Raw genomic sequence first — 23,251 nt, 5'->3', positions numbered from 1 at the left:
CGGGCGAACCATCGTGCCGCAGGGACAGTCGAACGCTGCCGGCGCGTGAACGCGAGCGTGCCCGACCACGGCACGCTCGCGTCGCATCGCGCACTGCTCCCCAACCCGGAATCCCTTCATGTTTCTCGACCAACTACATCCGGAACGCTGGACGTTCCTGTGGAACGCGTTGTCCACCCTCTCCCTCAAGCTGTCCGCCGGCCTGGCGTTGCTCGTCGTCGGCTGGTGGCTGTCGAAGCGCATCGGCAACTGGCTGAACCGTCTGCTCTCGAACAAGGAGCGCGTCGACGACACGCTGCGGCCGATCCTCTGCGACGTCGCCGTGTGGGGCATCCGCATCGTCGCGATTGTCGGCGCGCTGTCGCAGCTCGGCATCGAGACCGCGAGCATCGTCGCGGTGCTCGGCGCCGCAGGCCTCGCGATCGGGCTCGCGCTGCAAGGCACGATGCAGAACATCGCGGCCGGCATCATGCTCCTGCTGCTGCGGCCGTTCAAGGTCGGCGACTATATCGACGGCGGCACGGGTGTCGCGGGTACCGTCGACGAGGTCGGGCTCTTCATGACGCGGCTGACGAAACCGGACGGCATCTGCGAATACGTGCCGAACAGCGCGCTGTGGGGCAGCTCGATTCGCAACTACACGCGCAATCCGACACGCCGCCTCGATCTCGAAGTGGAAGTATCGGTACACGACGACATCGACCGTGCGCTCGATGCGCTGCGCAAGCTGGCGCTCGCCGATCCCGACGTGCTCCGCGAGCCGGAACCGGACGTGATGGTGATGCGGTTCGACGACAGCACGGCGGTCGCGAACATGCGCGTGTGGACGCACACCGACAAGTTCTGGGCGATGCGCTGGCGCCTCGCGCGCCAGGTGCGCAAGACGCTTGCCGATGCGGATTGCGTGCTGCCGATCCGCGCACGCGAGCTGCACATCGTGCACGACGCGGAGCGCCGCGCCGACAGCACGCGAGTGCGCGCGCTGTAAACGGCGAGGGCCGCGAAGCCTGTCCCGCTTCGCGGCCCCCGCGACATCAGGCGCAACATCAACGCAACGTCACCGCCGCATCACATCTTCACGATATCGAGCAGCGCCTTCTTGCCGCTCTTGTACGTGAACACCGAGATCGCGCCGTGCTTCAGGTCGCCCTGCGACGTGAAGTTCGTTTCGCCGATCACGCCGCGATAGTCGGTGGCCGGCATCGCGGCCAGCACCTTCGCCGGATCGGTGGAGTTCGCGCGTTTCATCGCGTCGACGATGATGTGGACGGCGTCGTACGAGAACGGCGCATACACCTGCATCGGCTGGTGGTAACGCGCTTCGTAGCGTTTCGCGAACGCCGCGCCGCCCGGCATCTTCTCGAGCGCGATCCCGGCTTCGGAGCACACGACGTTGTCGGAGGCCGGCCCCGCAAGCTTCGGCAGGTCGGTCGAGCACACGCCGTCGCCCGCGAGGATCTTCGCCCGCATGCCGAGCTGGCGTGCCTGCTTCGCGAGCGGGCCGCCCGTCGCGTCCATTCCGCCGTACATGATCGCGTCCGGGTTCGCGCCCTTGATCTTCGTGAGGATCGCGCGGAAGTCGATCGCCTTGTCGTTGGTCGCGTCGCGCGACACGACCTTCATGCCGGCCGCCTTCGCGGCCTTCTCGAACTCGGTCGCGAGGCCCTGCCCGTACGCGGTCGAATCGTCGACCACGGCCACCGTCCTGATGCCCATGTTCTTCGCCGCATACATCGCGAGCGCGGGCCCCTGCTGCGCGTCGGTCGCGACGACGCGATAGGTCGTCTTGAAGCCCTGCTGCGTGTACGTCGGATTGGTCGCGGCCTGCGAGATCTGCACGACGCCGCCGTCGCGATAGACGCGCGACGCCGGAATCGACGTGCCCGAGTTGTGATGGCCGACGACACCGATCACCTTGTCGTCGACGAGCCGCTGCGCGACCTGCGTCGCGGTGCGCGGATCGCCCGCGTCGTCCTGCGCGTCGAGTTGCAGCGTGACCTTCTTGCCGCCGATCACGAGCCCCTTCGCATTGATTTCCTCGACCGCGAGGCGCGCGCCGTTCTCGCTGTCCTTGCCGAGATGCGCGATCGCGCCGGTCAGCGGCGCGACGTGGCCGATGCGCACAATCTCGTCCGCGTGCGCGGGCAATGCGGACAGCGCGCACGTCAGTGCGGCCGCGCTGGCGAGTACCGTCTTGTGATGTCGATTCATGGTTGTCTCCGTCCTTGTCGCGCTTCGTTCGTGTTCAGATCCGTCGTTCGTCGAAGTCATCCCGCACGCTCACACGCGCCCTTCGAATCCCAGCAGTACGTTCACCGCGTTGATGCCGATCTCGTCGACCATGTAGCCGCCTTCCATCACGAACAGCGTCGGCAGGTTCAGGCGCGCGAGCGCCGCGCCGATGCGCAGGTAGTCGGGCGAGCGCAGCCGGAAATGGCTGATCGGGTCGTGCTCGAAGGTATCGACGCCGAGCGAGACGACGAGCGCGTCGGGCGCATGCGCGGCGATCGCGGTTGCCGCCTGGTCGAGCGCCGCCGAATAGGTGTCCCACAGCGTGCCCTTCGGCAGCGGCAGGTTCAGGTTGAAGCCTTCGCCCGCGCCGATGCCGCGCTCCTCCGCGTAGCCGGAGAAGTACGGGTACGACACCGGCGCCTCGCCGTGGATCGACGCGAACAGCACGTCCGCACGGTCGTAGAAGATGTCCTGCGTGCCGTTGCCGTGGTGGAAATCGACGTCGAGCACCGCGACGCGAGCGGCACCCTGCGCGATGCAGTGCTGCGCGGCGATCGCCGCGTTGTTCAGGTAGCAATAACCGCCCATGTACTCGCGGCCCGCGTGATGGCCGGGCGGGCGGCACAGCGCGAACGCCGCGCGCGCGGCGCCGCTCGACAGCAGGTCGGCGCCGGTGAGCGCCGAGTTCGCGCTCGCGCTCACGGCGTCCCACGTGCCGGCGTTGATCGGCGCGCCGGCGTCCATCGCGTAGAAGCCGAGCTTGCCGTCGATGAACGCGGGCGGCGTCGCGGCGGCCGGCATCGCGCGCACCGGCCACACGAGCGGCAGCGCCTGGCAGGTGCGGCCCGTCGCGGCCCACTCGTCCCACGCGCCGGCGAGGAAATCGACGTAGCGCGCGCTGTGCGCGGCCGCGTAGTGCGCGCGGTCGAACGGTTTCGGCGCGATGACGTCGCCCAGTCCCGCGGCACGCACCTGCGCGAGCACCGTCTCGGCGCGAAGGGGGTTTTCAAACGAATCGGTGATCGCGCCGTCCTTCAGTTCGACGCCGCGATGCAACTGGTGATCGCTGCTGTAGACCGTGAGCATGGTTGACTGTTGCGGTGAGGGTGGCAACAGTTTATTGACCGCAGGCGGCAATAACTTTGCTTTCGACGCGCGCCTTTCGTACAATTTTGAGAAAACCGCCTACGGAATCCCGGAAATGAGCAAAATTCGCGCTTCGGTCGAACTGGATGGCGTGGACCGCGCCATGCTCCGCCTGCTGCAGGACGATGGCGCACTGTCGAACGCGACGCTCGGCGAGAAGCTGTCGCTGAGCGTCACGCCCTGCTGGCGCCGCCGCAAGCGGCTCGAGGACGAAGGCGTCATCACCGGCTACCAGGCGAATCTCGACCGGCGCGCGCTCGGCATGAACGTGTTCGCGTTCGTGCAGGTGACGTTCAACATGCATTCCGACCAGGATTCCGATCACTTCGAGGAGGTGATGCGACGGCACGACGAAGTGACGTCGTGCCACAAGATCACCGGCGCGGCCGACTACATCCTGCAGGTCGTCGCGGCCGATCTCGATGCGTACGCCGAATTCGTCGAGCGCGTGCTGCGCAAGCAGGGCGGGGTTTCGTCGATCCAGTCGAGCCTCGCGTTGCGCGAAGTGAAGTTTTCGTCGCGCGTGCCGGTGCCGGGCGCCTGAACGACGCGGCGAACGCAGGGGCCGTCAGCCGATTCTCCGAATACTCATCCCATGGAGCACCACCTATGACGCGTTTCGTCCCTTCCCTGTCGCTGGCCGCCACGCTGGCCTGCGCGTTCGCCCTGAGCGCCTGTGCCGCACCATCCACGCCGCCGGCCCAATCGTCGGCGCCGCCCGCACCGCCGATGGTCGGCAGCGATCGCGACGCGCACGGCTGCATCGGCTCGGCCGGCTATTCGTGGTGCGAAACGACCCAACGATGCGAGCGCCCGTGGGAACTCGCGAAGCAGAAGGGTTTCGCGAATTCGGCGCAAGCGTACGACCAGTTCTGCCGGAACGCTGCCGCCAGGTAAAGTGACGTGACGTCGCGCGATCGTGTCGCGGCACGCTGCCGCGACACGACGAGACACAAGCAAGACGCTCCCGAAAAACCGTCGCGATCCCGCGCAGTTATCCACACGTTTCCCGGTTCCGCCGACCGTCATTCCGGAAACCCGGACACGCAAAAAACCCCACGAAAACAACGGTATTTTTCGTTTGTGACACAGCAAACGAGTTCGGTTACATTACGCGCCCCTTGCCACCCCGCCCCCCGCAAAACGCGTCGCGCGCGGCCTCTTTCCACGCAGCCTGAAGCGCCTTCCGCCCAGGCTTGCCGCAAGGGCCCGGGCGCGTCGTGCGCCACTGTGACGCAGGCGCTTGCCTGCCCGCGGGAAGCCGATCCGAAGGTGTCCTTCCCGATGGTTTCGCGTGCGCAAATGCAACGCGGCGCGGCGTCGATCCGGAATTCCGGATTCGCGATCCGGATCTCCGGATCGACGTTTCACCGCGGTCGACACGCACGCCGGGCGGCTTGGCAAACCGATGCATCCAAGTTGAAAAAGGGATCTGCTGTGATCAAAACGTTACGGGTAATACTGTCGGCGCTCGCGCTGTGCGTCGCCGCGTCGTCCGCGCACGCCGCCGATACGAAGAAGGTCGACGTCCTGCTGGTGGGCGGCGGCATCATGAGCTCGACGCTCGGCGTCTGGCTGCACGAGCTCCAACCTGACTGGTCGATGACGATGGTCGAGCGCCTCGACGGCGTCGCGCTGGAAAGCTCGAACGGCTGGAACAACGCCGGCACCGGCCACTCGGCGCTCGCCGAACTCAACTACACGCCGGAGAAGGCGGACGGCAAGGTCGACATCTCGAAGGCCATCGAGATCAACGAGTCGTTCCAGATCTCGCGCCAGTTCTGGGCGTGGCAGGTCAGGCAGGGCGTGCTGAAGAACCCGCACTCTTTCATCAACTCGACGCCGCACATGAGCTTCGTGTGGGGCGACGACAACGTCCGCTTCCTGAAGAAGCGCTACGAGGCGCTGCAGGCCAGCCCGCTGTTCCGCGGCATGCAGTATTCGGAAGACTACGACCAGATCAAGCAGTGGGTGCCGCTGATGATGGAAGGCCGCGACCGCAACCAGAAGGTCGCGGCGACGTGGACGCCGATCGGCACCGACGTGAACTTCGGCGAGATCACGCGCCAGTTCGTCGGCTACCTGAAGACGCAGCCGAACTTCACGTTGTCGCTGTCGAGCGAAGTCCGCGAGATCACGCGCAATGCCGACGGCACGTGGCACGTGACGTGGGTCAAGCTGCACTCGGATGAACCGGCGCAGTCGGTCGACGCGAAGTTCGTGTTCATCGGCGCGGGCGGCGGTGCGCTGCATCTGCTGCAGGCGTCGGGCATCCCCGAGGCGAAGGACTACGGCGCGTTCCCGGTCGGCGGCTCGTTCCTCGTGACGGACAACCCCGAGGTCGTGAAGCAGCATCTCGCGAAGGCGTACGGCAAGGCGTCGGTCGGCTCGCCGCCGATGTCGGTGCCGCACCTCGACACGCGGATCATCGACGGCAAGAAGATCATCCTGTTCGGGCCGTTCGCGACGTTCTCGACCAAGTTCCTGAAGAACGGTTCGTACTTCGACCTGGCGAAGAGCACCAACCTGCACAACGTCGCGCCGATGATGCGCGTGGGCGTCGACGAATTCCCGCTGGTCCAGTACCTCGCCGGCCAGCTGATGCTGTCCGACGACGACCGTTTCAACGCGCTGAAGGAATACTTCCCGAACGCGAAGAAGGAAGACTGGCGCCTGTGGCAGGCCGGCCAGCGCGTGCAGATCATCAAGCGCGACCCGGTGAAGGGTGGCGTGCTGAAGCTCGGCACCGAGATCGTCAGCTCGCAGGACGGCAGCATCGCGGGCCTGCTCGGCGCGTCGCCGGGTGCGTCGACGGCCGCGCCGATCATGCTGAACCTGATGAAGAAGGTGTTCAAGGACAAGGTCGCGACGCCCGAGTGGCAGCAGAAGATTCGCCAGATCGTGCCGAGCTACGGCACGAAGCTGAACGACAGCCCGGCGAAGGTCGTCGAGGAATGGACCTACACGAGCGACGTGCTGCAACTGGCGCCGCCGCCGAAGATCGACATGGCGACGCCGTCGCAGGCAACGGGCACGGTCCCGGCACGCCCCGCGAAGGCGTCGGCCGACATGGCGCTGTAACGCGCTGAGCGGCAACGCGTGATTTGAACGGCTATCCGCGAGGATGGCCGTTTTTACGTGCGCGGGCCGCGCCTCCTGCATGGTGGTCCTTGCCGCAGGACTCCAGGACGTTGGCGAACGTGACCGACTCAGGCTCGATCAGTGCGAGGAAGGCTTCGCACTGCGGCGGCCCCCGCCAGCCGTCGCAGATGTCCCAAACAGACTGCTGGCTGGTAGCGAACAGAAGGTCGAGATAGGTGCCGTCTCGCAGCGTCACCAGATGACGCGACAGGAATCCCGGTTGATGCCGCAAGTTGCAGGTATCCGAATACACCACTTTCCACGAAATGCATGGTATGCGAGATCGTGTCGTGGATCTGCACGACTTCGTGGGGTATAACCTGGCGCAGGTCATCGACTTGCACACGGCGGATCGCCGGGACATTCCCACTCATGTTGCCTGACTCCGAGACGAGTACCTGCTCGCCATCGGGACCTTCGAACAGATAACTTCCGACTGATTTCAACAGCCGCTGTCACTCCACCTGCCATCCTGCTTCGCCCTCGACCAGAGTGCCGCCATGGCTCGTGGTGTCGCCTTCGCGCGCCACCGGCTGGCCTTCGATCTCCGTGCCGGGCGAGCCGGTTTGAATCTCCGCACCGCAACTGATGCGATCGCCGACGCGCGCGATCGCTCGGCCGTTAATGGCAGCGGACTCGGCGCCGCTGACAACGGTTCCGTCGCCGTGGATGGGACAGCTGTGTCGGTGACCGACGAGTACGACAGGTCGCATATCAAGCTCCTTATGGTTTGTACTACTTTTGAATATCCTGGCGCTTACTAGCGAGCAGGCGGAGACCACCGAAGATGCCGATCGCCAAGGCAGGTAATGAGGCCAGGGCGAGCTTCATAGTCACGACGGTGATGGCGAGACCGACGCAACTGACCACGATCAGCGCGCCGAGCACCTTTGCTAGCCACGTGCCCTGGAAATGGCTCTGCTTGATCGGCACCGTCGGGTGGTGCGACCGCCACGTCGCCATGGCTGGGCCAAGCGCCGCCTGGAAGTCCTTGTAGCCGGGTGTCTTGCGGTTACCGAGCAACGTGAGCGTTGGCTGCTCCCGGCGCGTGAGTCGGATCAGTCCGTCCAAGGTATACGCGGTGATACTGTCAAAGGGGATTGTTCCATAGCGCTTGAAGACCAATGAATCGGGTGTGATGTGCACCACGTCTTTGGCAGGCGGGTACACCACGTGGGCCAAGATCAACGGGGTGACGATGCAAACGACTGTCAGCGCCGCGATGGCAAGAAGAGATACTTCGGTGAGCGATGGGAATAGCGCGAGTATCGCCACGACGAACAGGGGAGAAAAAAGCGCCGACAGCGGGGCGACCTGGTGCCACTTGGTGTAGATAACCACGTTAGGTAGGTCGTTGACTCCGTTGGTGTCCGTTTCGAGGCCGGGGTTGTTCATGCAAGCGCACTCCAGAAAATATTTGATCGGCAGCTTCGAGACCGTTGGGGTGTGATGTTGTGTTTCCGGTCGTTCGATAGAGTGGATAATCGCGTCGCCTCACCTCGTGCAGCGCGTCGGCTCTCCCCCATTCAGTGCTTCCGAAGGTGGCGGTGCGCTGCGCACGTTGAACACGCGGCACACCACATACCAGCACAAGGCGGAGAACAGGTTGTACGGGAACAGGATCAGCCACATCGGCAACAGCCAGTTCTTCTTGCCTTGCCACTCGCCCGGCTCGCCGCTGCGCCATGGCGCATAGTGGCGCCAGGCTTCGGCTGGGGTCAGGCAGATGCGGTGTAGCGGCACGTACCACCAGTTGGGCTCGCCGGGTGGCGGCAAGTGGTCCGGGCCCTTCTCCATGAACTGGCAGATGTATTCCCACACCTCAGCGACGTAGCGCGGGTCGGGGTCATTGGGCGCATTGCTGTCGACCCAGAGGACGGTGCGATCTTGCTCGTCACCCGGTGCCGGCCGTGGGCCGAAGGCCAATGCGAAATTCGTGCTGAAGGATCGGCCGCCGAACTCGTTGCGCACGAATTCGGCGCCTTCGGTCCGTGCCCAGTCGAACGCAATCAGGGTCTTGTTGCGCTGGTAGTAGACCTTACGCGTCTTGCGGTTGAAGTAGAAATTGGAAAGCCGCTTGATGAAGAAGATGCGGTACCACGTTAGAGCAACGAAGAAGCTTATAAATACGGCCGACCCTACGATATACGTCCAGATCAAGATATCGAAACCAGGTAATTGAGACGAATTGAGCGGCAGTTGGAAGAACATATAAACCAGAAATACGAACACAATGGTATTACCTACCGTATACATCCTCCCCATGAACACCGAGTCCGCTACCCATGCGTTACGCACACACAAGACATCCCGATCAACGCTGACCAACTGATCGCGGATGGCCGGTGCCACACCAGTTCGCGTTTGCCGGGAAAATCGCCATGTCATCGCCATCGATTCAACGCTCCAAGGCTTCCGCCGGCGGCGGTGCGCTGCGCACGTTGAACACGCGGCACACCACATACCAGCACAAGGCGGAGAACAGGTTGTACGGGAACAGGATCAGCCACATCGGCAACAGCCAATTCTTCTTGCCTTGCCACTCGCCCGGCTCGCCGCTGCGCCATGGCGCATAGTGGCGCCAGGCTTCGGCCGGGGTCAGGCAGATGCGGTGTAGCGGCACGTACCACCAGTTGGGCTCGCCGGGTGGCGGCAAGTGGTCCGGGCCCTTCTCCATGAACTGGCAGATGTATTCCCACACCTCAGCGATGTAGCGCGGGTCGGGGTCATTGGGCGCATTGCTGTCGACCCAGAGGACGGTGCGATCTTGCTCGTCACCCGGTGCCGCCCGTGGGCCGAAGGCCAATGCGAAATTCGTGCTGAAGGATCGGCCGCCGAATTCGTTGCGCACGAATTCGGCGCCTTCGGTCCGTGCCCAGTCGAACGCAATCAGGGTCTTGTTGCGCTGGTAGTAGACCTTACGCGTTTTGCGATTGAAGTAGAAGTTGGATAACCGCTTGATAAAGAAGATGCGGTACCAGACAAGAATACAAACAAACGCGGGAAACACCATGATTATCGAGTAACCTATCAATAGATCGGCACTGACATTCCCCGTGAAAAATACCAAGTACGTAATGACAAAAACGCCAGCCAAGGTCATGGAGATATACATCTTTCCCATGAATATGGAATCCGCTACCGACGGATTCCGTAGACAGAGGACATCCCGATCAACGCTGACCAACTGATCGCGGATGGCCGGCGCCACACCAGTACGCGTCTGTCGAGAAAATCGCCATGTCATCGCCATCGGTTCAACGCTCCAATTGAAATTGCTCGGTGGCCTGTGCGCTTTCATCCAGGCCCTGATTAGGCATGTAATAGATGCGCAAAGCCATCCGGTAGACCTCCGTAACTTCCTTCTTGAAATGGATGACCAAGCCGCTGCGTGTGTCATAGCAGGTCGGGTTACCGACAACGCAGATGTTGCCTTGCTCCAATATCTCGGACCAATGGCTTTGCCCCATAACATAGCCGCGTAGCAGGACCGCGAATTCCACGGTGGTCGTGGTTTGTGGTATCTGATTTGTCGCGATCCTGCCCCAATCCGGGTATGACCACTCCAACAGTTGGCGGTGCCAGGTGCTGTCGATGCCTTTTATCCCGATGGCCTCGGCGTCTTTCTTGGTCAGCAGCACAGGGGCGTAATAGGCGGCGTACCAGGCCTTGATTTCTTCGTGGACGCCGGGAAACGGCGGCAGTTTCCCGTTGGCGTCCAGCTTGATGTCATCGCGCTTTTCACCATCGTTCAGGCGCTTGCCAAAGATGCCGCGTGCCGCCCAGAGTTCGATGGGGCTATGAATGCGGGCCGCTGCTTGCGCGTGGAGCCAAACTCCGCCGGCAAGAACACCTGCCCCAAAAAGCACAATCGCGGCGGCGGCCCAGCCAGCTACCGGAATCACCGCCGTCGGGGCAGCGATAGCCAAACCGGCCTCTAGGATTAAGGCAGACCCTGCCGCCACTGCTATTCCACCTGTAGCGGTATAGAAGCCAGCAGTACTATCACCGTTCCGGATCTGTCGGACCATCTTCGCAGAGTCCGAAAGGAACCCGGAGACAATCGTCGGATACCCCAACAACCGACTGAACAGATTGCCGGTAATAAAACTCATCACGCCGTTACCGAACGCCATACCAGGCGCGTTGGCGGTGTAGCGCAGCACGATGATCTTATAGGTGGAGCGAGCGCTGGCGCCCGTTGCCACCAACGCTCCAGTCACACCCAAGATGGCGGAAGCGAAGCCCGCCGCGTTTTCGAAGGACGGGTCGCTGCAAAGGCTGGCATAAGCGCTCTTGAGAGCGATGACGTTGAAGTAAAGCATGGCAACGTTCAGTGCGCCGCCACCGGCGGTGGTCGCCAGCGCAGCGATATTAGGGCGTACCCGCTTGATCAACGTCGCTTCGACGGTGACGGTGCGGCTGCCACTGACACGTACGCGCTTGATCTCCTCGAAGTCCGCCATGCCGGACTTCACGAACTTGTCCACCTCTTTGCTGAGGGGATCGGTGAGCGCCTTCGTATTGGTGACGCCGTAGCGTGCGCTTAGCAGACCCAAGGCCTTCTCTGCATTGGCTTCGGCAGCAGCGGCGAGCACCTGCTGACGCAGGTTGCGGCTGGCGTCCCAGCGGGTCTTGCCCTGCAGGCGCTTGAGCGTCACGGTGGTCACCGCTTCGGCGGTGAGATCGGTGATGCCGGCGGCGGCCGGGAAGCGTCCAGCCAGACCCTCGATGACGCCATCGGCAGCGCCCAGCAGCACGCCCACCGCATCGGCCTTCTGCTTGAACGGGTTGTATGGGGCGAGCGCGAGATAGAGCGGACTGTCGTGCTGGTCCAGCCAGGCGCTCAACCGTTGGAAGCGCGCATCCTCGCCGTCCGTACCCGGCAGGGCCTGGCTCATCGGATGGAGCATCAAGGCCAGGGTCATTTCGAGGCCCCGGGCGGACGACTGCTCATCGCGGTCATAGGTCGCCAGGGCGGCAGCCAGACTGGTGGGCTCGTTGCGATGGCGGGATTCGGCGGTAGCCAGCCATTGGTCGTGGTCGGTGCAGGCCTGGAGCGCGGTGCGCAGGTGGTTGCGTAGTTGCGCTTCGCGTTGATCGCGTTGGGCCAGGAACTGGTGGTATTTGGCGGTATCGATACGATCGCCCAGGCGGTTGCCGATGGGTGACACCCCCTTGTCGGTGAGCACCTGGTAACGCAGTTCGGAGGGCGTCGCCCGGCGCTGCTTTCCCCCCACCTGCTTGTGCTGATACTCGTCGCGTAGCTTGACCAAGTCGTCTGGCTTCGGCTTGTTGACGGGGTACATGCTTTGCAGCGTTTGATCCAGCACCGCGGCGACCAAGTTCTTGTGGTGGTAGTCCTTGCTTTGGGCGCTGAGTTTTTCCACGTCCAGGCGGAAGCAGGTGGGCACGCTGGGCACTTGGGGCTGGTCCTTGCCTTGGCCCGCGGCAGCCTGACCCTGCTGCGTCGGCAGAATGTCGCGCAGTTGATGCTGATAGGCGGCAACCGACAGGCCGAGATCCAGGCTGATGCCTTCGGCGTCGTTGAGCACGACCACCACGGGCACGCGCGGCTGGGTGAAGCGATAGTGCTGGCCTTGGGCCAGGAAGGTGCTGACGGGCAAGTCGTCCTTGCCGGCGTGGCTGCTCCAGTTTAGGGCGATGCGCTGGCTCTTGGGCTTGCAGTCTTCAACCCACTTGCTCAGGGCACTGGCGGGCAGCACGTGCGGCTGGCTGGACGGGGCCTTTTCACCGGAGGTCAGCTCGGCCATGTCGAGCCGGCGCATATGGCGCTGGCGCATGGCCGGGTCGGACGTGATCCTGGTGGTCATGGCGTTGGTCCACAGGTGCGGGCTGTAGCCGATCCAGACCTCTTTGGCCTTGTCCTGGCAGGTGTCGGCCCACACCCAACCCATGCTGTTTCCGGTTTTGTAACGATCCTTGCGGTGGTACTGCTCGAGGCTGCCGTACTTGAGTTCCTTGTAGCGCCCTTCACCGTCGTATTCGTGGATGACCAGCTGTTCGCCCTTCGTTCCTTTCATGAACACGTAGACGTAGCCCGGTCGCAGGGCGCGCAGGGTGTAGGCCGAGCGCTTGAGCGGCCTGAAGCCCTTTTCCAATTTGAAGCCAGCGTCGGCATATCGGTAGAACGGTGCCTTGTCGTCGCGCGGCACGATGGCATAGCGAATCGGCAGGATGGGCACGCGCGAACTGCACGAAGGAGCCGAGGACGAGCCACCGGCCGTGGGCTTAGTCATGGGAGGACTCCTTGGTGTTCGCCAAGGCGGCGAGCTGGCGCACCCGCGCCTGCGGAGATTCAGTGAGGTCGTTGAGGATGGCGACAGCTTCCCTGTCTTCGAGCAACCAGGGATGACGAGCCACCAGGTCGACGTAGCGTCTCGCCACGTCGTCGTCGCTGATGTAGAGCTGAGCAGCGACCTGCAACAGTTGGGCGACCCACTGCCGGATGTCATCGAGGGATCGACGCGCGTGCTGCGGCAGTGCCTGGACTTCGTAGCTGCGGCTGAGCAGGAAGTGCTCGCTGGTGTTGGCGTCGAAGCGGGTCCATTCGTGTGGCCGCAAGGTGAACGGCGCGGCGTTGTCGTCACGGCTGGGCGTGGCTGTGCGATCCAGGCGCATCCACGCCTTGACCGGCCCCCAGTGGGTACGCCAAAGCAGGCTGGTCATGGGACCGAGCCATACGTTGCGCTGATCCTCGTCGAGGGCATCGAGCCACGCGGCGAGGTGGTGAGGCTGGATGTCGAGATGCGCCTGGCTCTCGTCCGGCAAGGCAATCTGCACGAGGCTGCTGAGATGGGTGGCGAGCGTGTCCAGGTCAGCGTCGGCGCCGATGACGACGGCACCTCCGACGGGCACCCATTCAGCCAGCGCTTGCTGCATCAGGGCATGCTGCGCGGTGGCGTCCACCAACAGGGGGCCTTGGTCGTAGATATCGTCGAGCGAGCCGTGCTGCCAGAGCCAGGCGCGATGCGGAAACGGGTCCCACGCCTGAACCAGATCCAGTACCCCGGGCGCGTAGGCGGGCTGCCACTCCCCTTCCTGCGGGGGTGGGCGGTAGACCCAGTTCTGCAAGGGCAGGGTCATCAGCAGAAGATGGCGGAAGGGGCTGTCGGGTAGCGCGTCTACAGGAAGGTCCAGGCGCTGCCATGTGAGCAGCGGCGACGCCGGTGTATTGATCATTTCGCTCGCCCCCCCAGGCAGGTGCAATCAGCGAGCGGACATGTGCCATCCGGACGGCGACCGCACCGCCGATCGAGCGGCTTGCCGGAGGCCGGTGCACCCGTAATGGCGAAGGGATTGCTCGCTCCCCCGCTCTGCTGGGTCATCGGCCCGTTCGTACGAATCGCCACGCCTTCCAGCGTGATGCCGCCGTTGTCGATGCGCACGGTGCCACCGGGGCCTTTGACTTCCAGTACTCCGGCGGCCCGGATTTCATAGACCTTGGTGCGATGCCGAATGGCTTGCCCCGCCTCCAGCTCGGCATGGCCTGCCACGCGCTGTTTCAGATGCCCGCCAATATCGACCGTGTGATTGGCTGCGGTCTTGTCGCGACGATGGTTGCCGACTTCCTCCGTGCGGTCCTTACCCGTGTGGATGGTGTGGTTTCGGCCGATGGTCAGGAAGTCGTCTTGCCCGATGTCGTGGCGTCGGTCCTGGCCGATGGTGACCTGCTCGTCGTGACCCACGGTTTCGGTACGATCGTTGCCGATGGCAATCGTTTCGTCGTGTTCCACCTGCTCGCTGCGGTCATGCCCGACGAAGATGGTTTCGTCGTGGTTGACGTGGATGTTCTGGTCCTTCTGCGCGTGGACGTAGATTTCCTCCTGATCCTTCTCGTCCTCGAAGCGCAGTTCGTTGTAGCCCTCGCCCTTGTGCGTCTGGCTCTTGATCGTCATCCGCGTCTTGTGCCGCGGCAGTTCGTACGGCGGCAACTGCAGGCGGTTGTACGCCCGCCCAATGATGAGAGGCTGGTCCGGATCGCCATCCAGGTTGACCACGATCACTTCCTGCCCGATGCGCGGGATCGCCATGTGGCCCCACGTCGCGCCGGCCCAGTTCTGCGCGACCTGAATCCAGCACGAGCTGTGCTCGTCGTACTTGCCCTCGCGATCCCACGGGAACTGCACCTTTACCCGGCCGTACGCGTCGGTGTAGATCTCCTCGCCTTCCGGGCCGACCACCGTCGCCGGCTGCGGACCGTCGATACGCGGGCGCGGCAGCGGCTCGGCGCGCCACTCGGCATCGTCCGGCACCAGCACCGCTTCGTAGCGGTAGTGCGTGCCTTGCTGCGCGTCAGCGCCCTCCTCCGCCTGGCTGGTGTATTGCACGCCGTGATGGACGATGCTGACCGGACGCCAGCCGCGGTTCATGTCCTCACGCGGGTGGCCGGTGAGATCGAAAGCGATGCCCGGTTGCAGGCGCGCATCGTCACCGCTCACGTTGGCCATACGCGCATCGCGACGGTGACCGCGCAGGCGGTCCTGCGTAAAAGCCTTGCCGCTGCCCTCGTGCTTGTAGCGGCCCGGATAGTCGTAGCGCGCGTAGCCGCGGCCCTGATGATCGAGGTCTGTGCCCTCGCGCGGGTACTCGTGCGGAAAGCGTGGGCTCTTGAAGGTGTAGTCGCGCTGCACCTGCCGCGCGGTGCGCACGTTCTCCGTATAGGCGAAGGTGCGCAGGCAAGGCTGCGGCTGGTCGCCGCCCGGTGTCGGGTTATACAGCACCGGCTCGCCCTGCTGCCGGCCGAAGATAAACAGCCGATCGCAGTGGATCAACCGATGACCGTCGGCCTTGTGCTGGAAGGCGTAGAAGAAGCCTTCCTCGCGCAAGATACGTTCGATGAAGTCGTAGTCGGTGTCGCCAGCCTGCACGCAATACTCGCGCGCCAGATGCTCGTTGGTGACACGCTGCTCGTAGTCCAGCGTTTGATTGTGTGCCTTGAGCACGGCCGTAGCGATCTCGGGTACGCTCAGCGTCTGGAAGATGCGCCAATCAGAGGACAGCTTCAGTCGTGCCAAACGCGGCTCGACCACGGCGGAATAGCGAGTGCGTCGAAAGCCCGTGTCACGCTGCACGAACGATGAGATGGCGCCATGCACGTAACGCACGGGCAAGCCGCCCTGCCAGATCGTGAGCAGGCCGTTGTGATCGAGCACTTGGCCGAAGTCGATGGCAGGATTCGCGCTGGCCAATTCCACCTGCAACAGGAAGGTCTCGGACAGGCCCTCGTGCAGGCTGAACTCGACGACCTCGAACGATTCGTTGCCAGCGGTGAAGGTAAAGCGCAGGTCAGACTGGGTGAAGCATAGGTCAGATTGCATGGGCATCGTGAGCTCTCTGCCACAACAAACCTATCGCGTCTTGCGTCGCCCGATAGATGGTGGCGAATGAATGGCAAACGCACAGGCCAGCGCGGAACTTTCGCCGAGTCGGCCGTCGCAGATGGACATCCATGAACTTCCTACCTTGACAGGCTGCACAACTGCCCTGGTCAGCGGCATTGGAAAACAGAAGCGCCCCGGTGACTCGCATCAGTGATGCAACGTAGTCTCTCAGGAGAGTCGATGGTGTATGACAGCGCATGCTGGACGTCCGGCAGCGATAGTTATCTATTGCCACACTCGCGTCTATGGGACAAATTCGAAAACAGTTGCATTCGAAACTAAACCACGGCCAGTCGAATGAAAGGTCACAGACAAAGAACGGTGGCGAGACAAGTATCTGAACAGATTCGAGCAGAAGCGCCGCAAGATCGCCAATTTCGTACCGCGTGGTCAATGCGAATCCGGCATCGGTCTCCGCCGAAAGCCAATGCCGGCACCCAGTGCATGTTGTTCTCGATGCGCCAACACGCTCGCCGGCCTACGCAACTCGCGCTGCGCCGGAACGCAGGTTCGACACGTGGTAACGCCGCACGCCGTCGCGAAACAGCCTGCGCCACCACGTATCCGCTAGAATTGCGCCACGCGCGTTCCTGTCCTGTGATCGCGCCCCGATCCATCACCATCCCGACGAACCATCACGCGAACGGCTGCACCGCGCCCCGCCCTTTCGCGCGGACGCCGCGCGCCACGACCGCGCAATACCGGCGCCCTTACCCGACATGCCGGGGCGCCCAACCGAATTCAGCTGGAGAAAAATCCGTGTTTACCTGCCGAAACCAGAGCTGCGGCACGCAGTGGGAACAGTCCGACGTCGTCATCAAGGACGAAGGCCAGGGGCTGCTGTTCCGCTGCCCGCTGTGCGGCGCCCGCAACTACCTCGAGCGCTTCGAGGACGATGAAGGCAACGTCGCCTACGAACAGATGGAAGGCAAGCCTTACCTCGGAGACCTCGAATGACCCAGCCGACCGCCACGCCCTTCAGCGCGCTGCCGCTGACGCCGGCCACGCTCGCCAACCTCGCCCAGCTCGGTTATGTCGACATGACGCCGATCCAGGCCGCGAGCCTGCCGATCGCGCTGGCCGGCCAGGACCTGATCGCGCAGGCGAAGACGGGCAGCGGCAAGACCGCCGCGTTCTCGCTCGCGCTGCTGGCCCGCCTCGACGCGCGCCGCTTCGACGTGCAGGCGATGATCCTGTGCCCGACGCGCGAACTCGCCGACCAGGTCGCGCAGGAAGTGCGCCGCCTCGCGCGCGCCGAGGAGAACGTGAAGGTGCTGACGCTCTGCGGCGGCACGCCGATGCGCCCACAGGCGCAGAGCCTCGAGCACGGCGCGCACATCGTCGTCGGCACGCCGGGCCGCATCATGGATCACCTCGATCGCGGCAACCTGAAGCTCGACGCACTGAACACGCTGGTGCTCGACGAAGCCGACCGGATGCTCGACATGGGCTTCTTCGACGACATCGCGAAGGTCGCACGGATGTGCCCGACCACGCGCCAGACGCTGCTGTTCTCCGCGACCTATCCGGACGGCATCGTCAAGCTGAGCCAGCAGTTCCTGCGGAATCCGAAGGAAGTGAAGCTCGAGGAGCGTCACGACAACAGCAAGATCCGCCAGCGTTTCTACGAAGTGACGGAGAACGAGCGTCTGCATGCGGTCGGCCAGTTGCTGAACCATTACCGGCCGGTGAGCACGATCGCGTTCTGCAACACGAAGCAGCAGTGCCGCGACCTGCTCGACGTGCTGCACGCGCAGGGCTTCCACGCGCTCGCGCTGCACGGCGAGCTCGACCAGCGCGAACGCGACCAGGTGCTGATCCAGTTCGCGAACCGCAGTTGCTCGGTGCTGGTGGCGACCGACGTCGCCGCGCGCGGGCTCGACATCGCGCAGCTCGAGGCGGTGATCAACGTCGACGTGACGCCCGACCCGGAAGTGCACGTGCACCGCATCGGCCGCACGGGCCGCGCGGATCAGGACGGTTGGGCGCTGAGCCTCGCGAGCATGGACGAGATGGGCCGCGTCGGTGCGATCGAGCAGGCGCAGAAGCGTGACGTCGAATGGCATCCGCTCGCGGAACTGAAGCCGGCCGACGACGGCGTGCTGACGCCGCCGATGGAAACGCTGCAGATCCTCGGCGGACGCAAGGACAAGATCCGCCCGGGCGACGTGCTCGGCGCGCTGACCGGCGACGCCGGGTTCGACGGCAAGCAGATCGGCAAGATCAACGTGACCGAGTTCTCGACCTATGTCGCGATCGAGCGCGGCGTCGCGCGCGACGCGCTGCGCAAGCTCAATGCGGGGAAGATCAAGGGCAAGCGGGTCAAGGTCCGGTTGATGGACGAGGAGTAATGCCTGCGCGCGCCGTGCGACTTGCGCGGCGCGCGCCCGGCATCGTCGGATAATGACGCCTCCCGTTGCGCGTCGATCCGGTTGAGCGCGGCGCAGCGGTGCTCACAACGATCATGCTGCTCACATCGTTCACGCCAGCGCGGGATACCCGTGCGCGGCGGCCTCCTGCGCGAATCGCTCGATCGTGTCGTAGTCGTTCGGCGACAGCCGCTCGAATCCCTTCAGCCGCAGCACGCGCGCCCGTTCGTCATCGGCCGCGGCCGCGACGTCGAGCGCATCCTGCAATGCGGCGACCCGTGTGTCTTCCAGCGCCCGCGATGAGACGAACGGCAACCCCGGCGCGGCGGCGCTCATGCCGATGACCCGGATGTCCTTCAGCAACCCGGGCAGCGCGTCGTGCACATACGCGAACGTTACGCAGTCGATCGCCGCGCAATCTACCTCTTCCGCAGCCAGCGCACGCAGCACGTTCAGGTGCGAGCCGAGCGCGGTAACCGAGCCGAAGAAGCGTCCGTCGAGCGCATGCGGCGCGACCGCATGCCGGAGCGCGTTCATCCCGCTGTGAGAGTCGTCACCGTTGAATGCGGCCCGCAGCCCCCGGCAGGCAGCAAGCGTCGTCGCGCCGCCGGCATGTGCGCGTGCCGACACGACCAGCATGCTGCGGTATCGCGGGCCGTCGCAGCCGTCCGCATCGAAACGCGGTGTCGCGATCAATCGCACGTCGTCGCGCAAGCCCAGCATCCGGTACGGAAAGCCGCAAGTCTGCGACAGCAGCAGATCACCACGCCGCCACAGCGCGTGCAGGTCGCCGAACGGTTCGTCGGGCAGCGCGACGTCGGTAGGGCCGCCTGCGTTCGCGAACGTGGCGAGCGCGTCGCGCAGCAGCGCGCGCCACAGCACGGCATGGCGCGGCGTCACGTTGTACATCGGCAGGGCGGCGATCCATTGGCTCATGCGGGCATTCTACGCAGCGACGGCGGCACAGTGGAACCCGGTTCATCGCGCCGGAACGGGGCACGACCGTCAGGCCGCGCGCCCGAAGCTTATCGGCCGCGCGGCGATAAGCAAATGCGAATCGATTGGTTGGCCGTGCTGGGCGATCCCGGTACCGTCGTGATGCCTGCCCGAGCATCGCGATCGCCGCAATGCCGGACAGGCCGACCGTGATCCGCGAGACACCTGCGCACCGGGCCGAGCGCACCGGTTCAACCGCTCGTTCCCCGCACTGCCCGTTCAATCCTGCCTCAACGCCATGGCCGAATACTTCGACGTCGACCACGCACGTGCGATCGCCGCGCTCCACGCCCGCTTCACCGCCCGTACCGAGTGGCCGACCTGGCTGCTGGTCGCCGCGATCTATGGCGGCTGGCTCGCCGTGCTGCTGCTCGTGCGCGAACGATACCTGTCGCTCGCGGCCGCGACGCCGCCGCTGATCCTGCTCGGCGCATGGCACATGTCGCTGCAGCACGAACTGCTGCACGGCCATCCGACGCGTTCCGCGTTCGTGAACAAGCTGCTCGGCTATCCGCCGCTGACGGTCTGGTATCCGTACACGCTGTATCGCGACACGCACCTCGACCATCACCGCGACGAAGACCTGACCGTGCCAGGCGTCGATCCCGAAACGAATTACGTGACGCGCGAACGCTGGGCGCGGCTGCCGCGCTGGCGTCGCGCGCTGACGGTCGCGCGCAAGACTTTCATCGGACGAATCGTCGTGGGGCCGCCGCTCGCCATCGCCGCGACGGCCGCCGATGCGGTCGCCAGGTTCCGGCGCGGCGACTTCCGCCATCTGCCGATGTGGATCATGCACGTAGCCTGCGTGGTCGTGCTGCTCGCATGGCTGCAACGCGAGATCGGCGTGCCGTGGTGGTACTACCTGCTGGCCGTCACGTGGCCCGCGCTGTCGCTCGCGATGATCCGCTCGCTGTACGAGCACCGCGCCGCGCGGCACCCGAAGGCACGCATCACGATCAACGAGGCCGGCTTCGCGATGCGGCTGCTGTACCTGAACAACAACTACCACCTCGTTCATCACGACCTGCCGAAGCTGCCGTGGTACGACCTGCCGCGCGCGTACCGGATGCGGCGCGACGCGTATGCGAAGAAATGCGGCGGCTTCGTGATTCGCGGCGGGTATCGCGCGTTGCTCGCGCGCCATGCGTGGACGCCGACCGATACGCCCGTGCATCCGTTCGACCAGGGTACGGCGTCGCTGTCGACGGGGAGCGGGGTGAAGGTGGCCGTTGTCGACAAGGTGCTGCAGATCAGTACGTGACGTGCGGCGGAGCCGCACTTCTTCGTGAAGCAGCCGGATTCAGCGACGCGGGCGTCAGGCCGTACGGCCGCGGATTCGTCCGCCGCGCCGCCCTTTCCTTACGAAATGCCGACGATGCTGCTCGCGCCCGCGCATTGCCAATTGCGCCGCCAATGCCCAGAATGACGGCTCATCCGGGGCTTCCAACAATCATTCGCCCCGGCTCTGCCTCGCGGCCGCGCGCCGCATTCCCCGACGACGATGCAACCGAACTCCCCGCCCGGCGCAATCCGCGCGATCGGCAACGACTGGTCCATTTCCGCGATCACCGCGGGCTTTCTCGCGGTCCTGATTTCCTACGCGGGCCCGCTCGCGATTTTCTTCCAGGCGTCGCAGGCCGCGCACGTGTCCAATGAAATGGTGTCGTCGTGGGTCTGGGCGATCTCGATCGGCGCGGGCATCTCGGGCCTGTTCGCGAGCTGGAAGCTGAAGGTGCCGGTCGTCACCGCATGGTCGGCACCCGGCACCGCGCTGCTCGTCGGCCTGTTTCCGCAACTGACGCTCAACCAGGCCGTCGGCGCCTACATCACGGCCGCGCTGATCATCCTGCTGATCGGCGTGACCGGCTATTTCGACCGGCTCGTGCGTCACATTCCGCGCGGCATCGCATGCGGGATGATGGCCGGCATCCTGCTGCCGTTCGGCACGCACGCGTTTGCCGCCGCATCGGAGCAGCCCGCGCTCGCGTTCGGGATGATCGCGGCCTACGTGATCTTCAAGCGCCTGCTGCCGCGCTACAGCATCGTGCTCGTGCTGCTGACGGGCGCCGCACTCGCGACGGCGCTCGGGATGACGCATCTCGGCAACGTGTCGCCGAGCATCGCGCACCCGATCTTCATCGCGCCCGAATGGACGCTCGGCACGACGCTCAGCCTCGCGCTGCCGCTCGTCGTCGTGAGCCTCACCGGCCAGTTCCTGCCGGGCATGACGATCCTGCGCGTGTCCGGCTATCACACGCCCGCGCGCCCGATCATCACGGCGACCAGCGTGATGTCGCTCGTAGTCGCGTGCTTCGGCGGGATCACGATCGTCGTCGCGGCGATCACGGCCGCGCTCTGCACCGGCAAGGACGCGCACGAGGATGCGGGCCGGCGCTACGTCGCCGGGCTCGCGAACGGTGCGTTCTACCTGGTCGGCGGGCTCTTCGCGGGCACGATCGTCACGGTGTTCTTCGCGCTGCCGAAGGCGTTCGTCGCGATCCTCGCGGGGCTTGCGTTGATCGGCGCGATCGGCGCGAACGTGCACGGAATCTTCGAGGACGAGAATCACCGCGAGGCGTCGGTGATCACGTTCCTTGCGACGGCGTCAGGCATGACGTGGCTCGGGCTCGGTTCGGCATTCTGGGGGATCGTGATCGGATCGTTTTCGTATGCGGTACTGAACAAGGTGCGGCGACAGGCGTGATGCGCCACGCGCGCAACGCTCGCCGCCGCGTCGCTCAGCGCGCGTGCTGGCGCAATAGCTGCACGAGTGCATCGGCCGGCGCCGTCGCCCCGTAAAGCCGCTCCGACACGCCCTCCTCGACGTCGATCTGTCCGGCGTTGTGCACGTCGTAGAGATCGACGATCAACTGCGCATGGCGTTCGCTGAGGCCCGCGCGCAGCAACGTCGCGGTCCAGGTGTCGCGCGGCAGTTCATGCGCGACGATGGCACGGCCGGCCGCCGCGCCGAGCGTATCCGCAATCGTCGTCACGCTCACCCGCTGCGGCCCTTCGACGCTGACGATGCGCGGCCCGTTGCCGCCCTCGGGCGCATCGAGCAGCAGCCGCGCCGCGACGACGCCCACATCGGGCGCCCAGACCGTCGGGAACACCTTGCCGACAGGATGGTGGAAGCTCGGCAGCACGCCGGTGCCGAGCGCGACCGGCAGCACGCGCGCCCAGTTCTGCAGATGCTCGGCCGAACGTAGCAGCGTCAATTGCGTCGGGATCGTTTTCAGCCGTTCCTCGAGGTAATGGAACAGACGCGTGATGCCCGTGTTGCCTTCGCGCTCCGCGCCGTAATCCGACAGGGCGAGCAGCGCAGGCGGCGGGTTGGCGGCGAGCGCGGCGGTGGCCACGTCGATCGTACGCATCATCGTCGCCGCCGGATCGGGGTCGGCGACCGGCACCGGGCACAGTATCTGTACGGCCTGTGCGCCGTCGATTGCCGCAGCTATCGCGTTTGCGTCCGTCAGCTCGGCGATCACGACATCGCAGCCAAGCCGCGCGAAGCGTTCACGATGGCGTGCGTCGCGCAACACCGCGCGCACGGGATGGCCGGCGTTGCGCAAGGTCGTCACGGTCGACTGGCCGACGTTGCCTGATGCTCCGAAGATCACGAACACGATCCGCTCCTGGGGGGATGAAGGTGGGGTGATTGTCGGGTCGGGCGGAGGGAACGGCGCGCAGGGAGGGATGAATACAGCAGGAAAGGATGACGGGATGCGGGGCCGCGCACGGATCGCGCTGCGCCCCACCCACCCGTCACGCCGCCGAGGCTAGCGACGCGAGGGCTTCGCGTCCCCCTCGCCGTCATACGCCAGCCTCAACCCACCCCGCTCCCCCGATCGCGCAATCCCCGTCGGTGTCGCACCCACCACGCGGTTCATCCAGTTCGCCATGTGACTCTGGTGCGCAAACCCGGCTTCGAGCGCGATCTGGCTGATCCTCAGCCGGCCT

General features: G+C 64.8%; 20 protein-coding genes and 1 pseudogene. 8 read left to right on the top strand and 13 right to left on the bottom strand.

Translation table 11 applies throughout. The annotated features are described in order from the left end of the window. Nucleotides 1-118 precede the first annotated feature (118 nt). Complete coding sequence (locus VK92_RS00195; protein WP_021160618.1) at nt 119-988, top strand: mechanosensitive ion channel family protein; 870 nt, start codon at nt 119-121, stop codon at nt 986-988. A gap of 80 nt (nt 989-1,068) precedes the next feature. On the opposite strand, the gene VK92_RS00190 is transcribed toward VK92_RS00195, so the two are convergent. After that, nucleotides 1,069-2,211 carry a branched-chain amino acid ABC transporter substrate-binding protein gene (locus tag VK92_RS00190; RefSeq protein WP_048021390.1) on the bottom strand — a complete coding sequence of 381 codons (1,143 nt, stop codon included), beginning with the start codon at nt 2,209-2,211 and terminating at the stop codon, nt 1,069-1,071. Nucleotides 2,212-2,280: 69 nt separating this feature from the next. Further along, the gene (locus tag VK92_RS00185; protein ID WP_048021388.1) at nt 2,281-3,318 is read right to left on the bottom strand and encodes a histone deacetylase family protein; all 1,038 of its coding nucleotides are present in this window, start codon (nt 3,316-3,318) and stop codon (nt 2,281-2,283) included. Nucleotides 3,319-3,433: 115 nt separating this feature from the next. On the opposite strand from VK92_RS00185, the gene VK92_RS00180 reads away from it, so the two are divergent. The 3 genes from VK92_RS00180 to mqo all read left to right on the top strand — a co-directional run bounded on the left by VK92_RS00180 (nt 3,434) and on the right by mqo (nt 6,459). Next, complete coding sequence (locus VK92_RS00180) at nt 3,434-3,922, top strand: Lrp/AsnC family transcriptional regulator (RefSeq protein WP_048021386.1); 489 nt, start codon at nt 3,434-3,436, stop codon at nt 3,920-3,922. A gap of 65 nt (nt 3,923-3,987) precedes the next feature. After that, nucleotides 3,988-4,275 (top strand): hypothetical protein, encoded by a 288-nt coding sequence (locus VK92_RS00175; RefSeq protein WP_048021384.1) that lies wholly within the window; start codon nt 3,988-3,990, stop codon nt 4,273-4,275. 522 nt (nt 4,276-4,797) lie between these two features. Beyond that, nucleotides 4,798-6,459 carry a malate dehydrogenase (quinone) gene (gene mqo / locus VK92_RS00170; protein WP_197092526.1) on the top strand — a complete coding sequence of 554 codons (1,662 nt, stop codon included), beginning with the start codon at nt 4,798-4,800 and terminating at the stop codon, nt 6,457-6,459. A 31-nt stretch (nt 6,460-6,490) separates the two neighbouring features. Here the strand turns inward: mqo and VK92_RS00165 are convergent, their stop codons facing one another. From VK92_RS00165 to VK92_RS00130, 8 genes are all read right to left on the bottom strand, one after another. After that, nucleotides 6,491-6,751 (bottom strand): hypothetical protein, encoded by a 261-nt coding sequence (locus tag VK92_RS00165; protein ID WP_124469656.1) that lies wholly within the window; start codon nt 6,749-6,751, stop codon nt 6,491-6,493. A 223-nt stretch (nt 6,752-6,974) separates the two neighbouring features. Next, nucleotides 6,975-7,301, bottom strand: a complete 327-nt coding sequence (locus tag VK92_RS00160) for a PAAR domain-containing protein (protein ID WP_330769699.1) — start codon at nt 7,299-7,301, stop codon at nt 6,975-6,977. Beyond that, nucleotides 7,255-7,914, bottom strand: coding sequence for a hypothetical protein (locus tag VK92_RS00155; RefSeq protein WP_048021378.1), 660 nt, complete (start codon nt 7,912-7,914; stop codon nt 7,255-7,257). Before VK92_RS00155 ends, VK92_RS00160 begins: the two co-directional genes overlap by 47 nt. A 99-nt stretch (nt 7,915-8,013) precedes the next feature. Further along, complete coding sequence (locus tag VK92_RS00150) at nt 8,014-8,913, bottom strand: DUF6708 domain-containing protein (protein WP_048021376.1); 900 nt, start codon at nt 8,911-8,913, stop codon at nt 8,014-8,016. A 4-nt stretch (nt 8,914-8,917) separates the two neighbouring features. After that, complete coding sequence (locus tag VK92_RS00145) at nt 8,918-9,643, bottom strand: DUF6708 domain-containing protein (protein ID WP_231600485.1); 726 nt, start codon at nt 9,641-9,643, stop codon at nt 8,918-8,920. 133 nt (nt 9,644-9,776) lie between these two features. Then, nucleotides 9,777-12,779, bottom strand: a complete 3,003-nt coding sequence (locus VK92_RS00140; RefSeq protein WP_048021371.1) for a T6SS effector BTH_I2691 family protein — start codon at nt 12,777-12,779, stop codon at nt 9,777-9,779. Further along, nucleotides 12,772-13,722, bottom strand: coding sequence for a DUF4123 domain-containing protein (locus tag VK92_RS00135; protein WP_053076240.1), 951 nt, complete (start codon nt 13,720-13,722; stop codon nt 12,772-12,774). The genes VK92_RS00140 and VK92_RS00135 overlap by 8 nt, the downstream gene beginning before the upstream one ends. Continuing rightward, nucleotides 13,719-15,860, bottom strand: coding sequence for a type VI secretion system Vgr family protein (locus VK92_RS00130; RefSeq protein WP_231616423.1), 2,142 nt, complete (start codon nt 15,858-15,860; stop codon nt 13,719-13,721). Before VK92_RS00130 ends, VK92_RS00135 begins: the two co-directional genes overlap by 4 nt. Before the next feature lie 822 nt (nt 15,861-16,682). On the opposite strand from VK92_RS00130, the gene VK92_RS00125 reads away from it, so the two are divergent. Beyond that, nucleotides 16,683-16,880 carry a hypothetical protein gene (locus VK92_RS00125; protein ID WP_021157994.1) on the top strand — a complete coding sequence of 66 codons (198 nt, stop codon included), beginning with the start codon at nt 16,683-16,685 and terminating at the stop codon, nt 16,878-16,880. Beyond that, a complete protein-coding gene (dbpA, locus tag VK92_RS00120; RefSeq protein WP_048021368.1) occupies nt 16,877-18,274 on the top strand; it encodes an ATP-dependent RNA helicase DbpA in 1,398 nt (465 codons plus the stop codon). The genes VK92_RS00125 and dbpA overlap by 4 nt, the downstream gene beginning before the upstream one ends. Nucleotides 18,275-18,403: 129 nt before the next feature. On the opposite strand, the gene VK92_RS00115 is transcribed toward dbpA, so the two are convergent. Beyond that, on the bottom strand, nt 18,404-19,228 hold the full coding sequence (locus tag VK92_RS00115) for a phosphate/phosphite/phosphonate ABC transporter substrate-binding protein (RefSeq protein WP_048021366.1): 825 nt from the start codon (nt 19,226-19,228) through the stop codon (nt 18,404-18,406). 298 nt (nt 19,229-19,526) lie between these two features. Between VK92_RS00115 and VK92_RS00110 the strand changes: the two genes are divergently transcribed. Both VK92_RS00110 and VK92_RS00105 read left to right on the top strand, forming a co-directional pair. Beyond that, nucleotides 19,527-20,552: a fatty acid desaturase gene (locus tag VK92_RS00110; RefSeq protein ID WP_048021364.1), complete on the top strand. Its 1,026-nt coding sequence runs from the start codon at nt 19,527-19,529 to the stop codon at nt 20,550-20,552. A 240-nt stretch (nt 20,553-20,792) separates the two neighbouring features. Further along, on the top strand, nt 20,793-21,995 hold the full coding sequence (locus VK92_RS00105) for a benzoate/H(+) symporter BenE family transporter (RefSeq protein ID WP_048021361.1): 1,203 nt from the start codon (nt 20,793-20,795) through the stop codon (nt 21,993-21,995). 34 nt (nt 21,996-22,029) lie between these two features. Here the strand turns inward: VK92_RS00105 and VK92_RS00100 are convergent, their stop codons facing one another. Both VK92_RS00100 and VK92_RS42735 read right to left on the bottom strand, forming a co-directional pair. Further along, nucleotides 22,030-22,917, bottom strand: a complete 888-nt coding sequence (locus tag VK92_RS00100; RefSeq protein WP_048021360.1) for an NmrA family NAD(P)-binding protein — start codon at nt 22,915-22,917, stop codon at nt 22,030-22,032. 153 nt (nt 22,918-23,070) lie between these two features. Beyond that, nucleotides 23,071-23,251, bottom strand: a pseudogene (locus VK92_RS42735) (AraC family transcriptional regulator); the annotation flags it as partial.

The organism is Burkholderia sp. LK4 (assembly GCF_001043615.1).
In the GTDB taxonomy this organism is placed as follows: Bacteria; Pseudomonadota; Gammaproteobacteria; order Burkholderiales; family Burkholderiaceae; genus Burkholderia; species Burkholderia cepacia.
The sequence above is the reverse complement of the archived record's forward strand: the minus strand, read 5'-3'. Positions and strand labels throughout refer to the sequence as shown.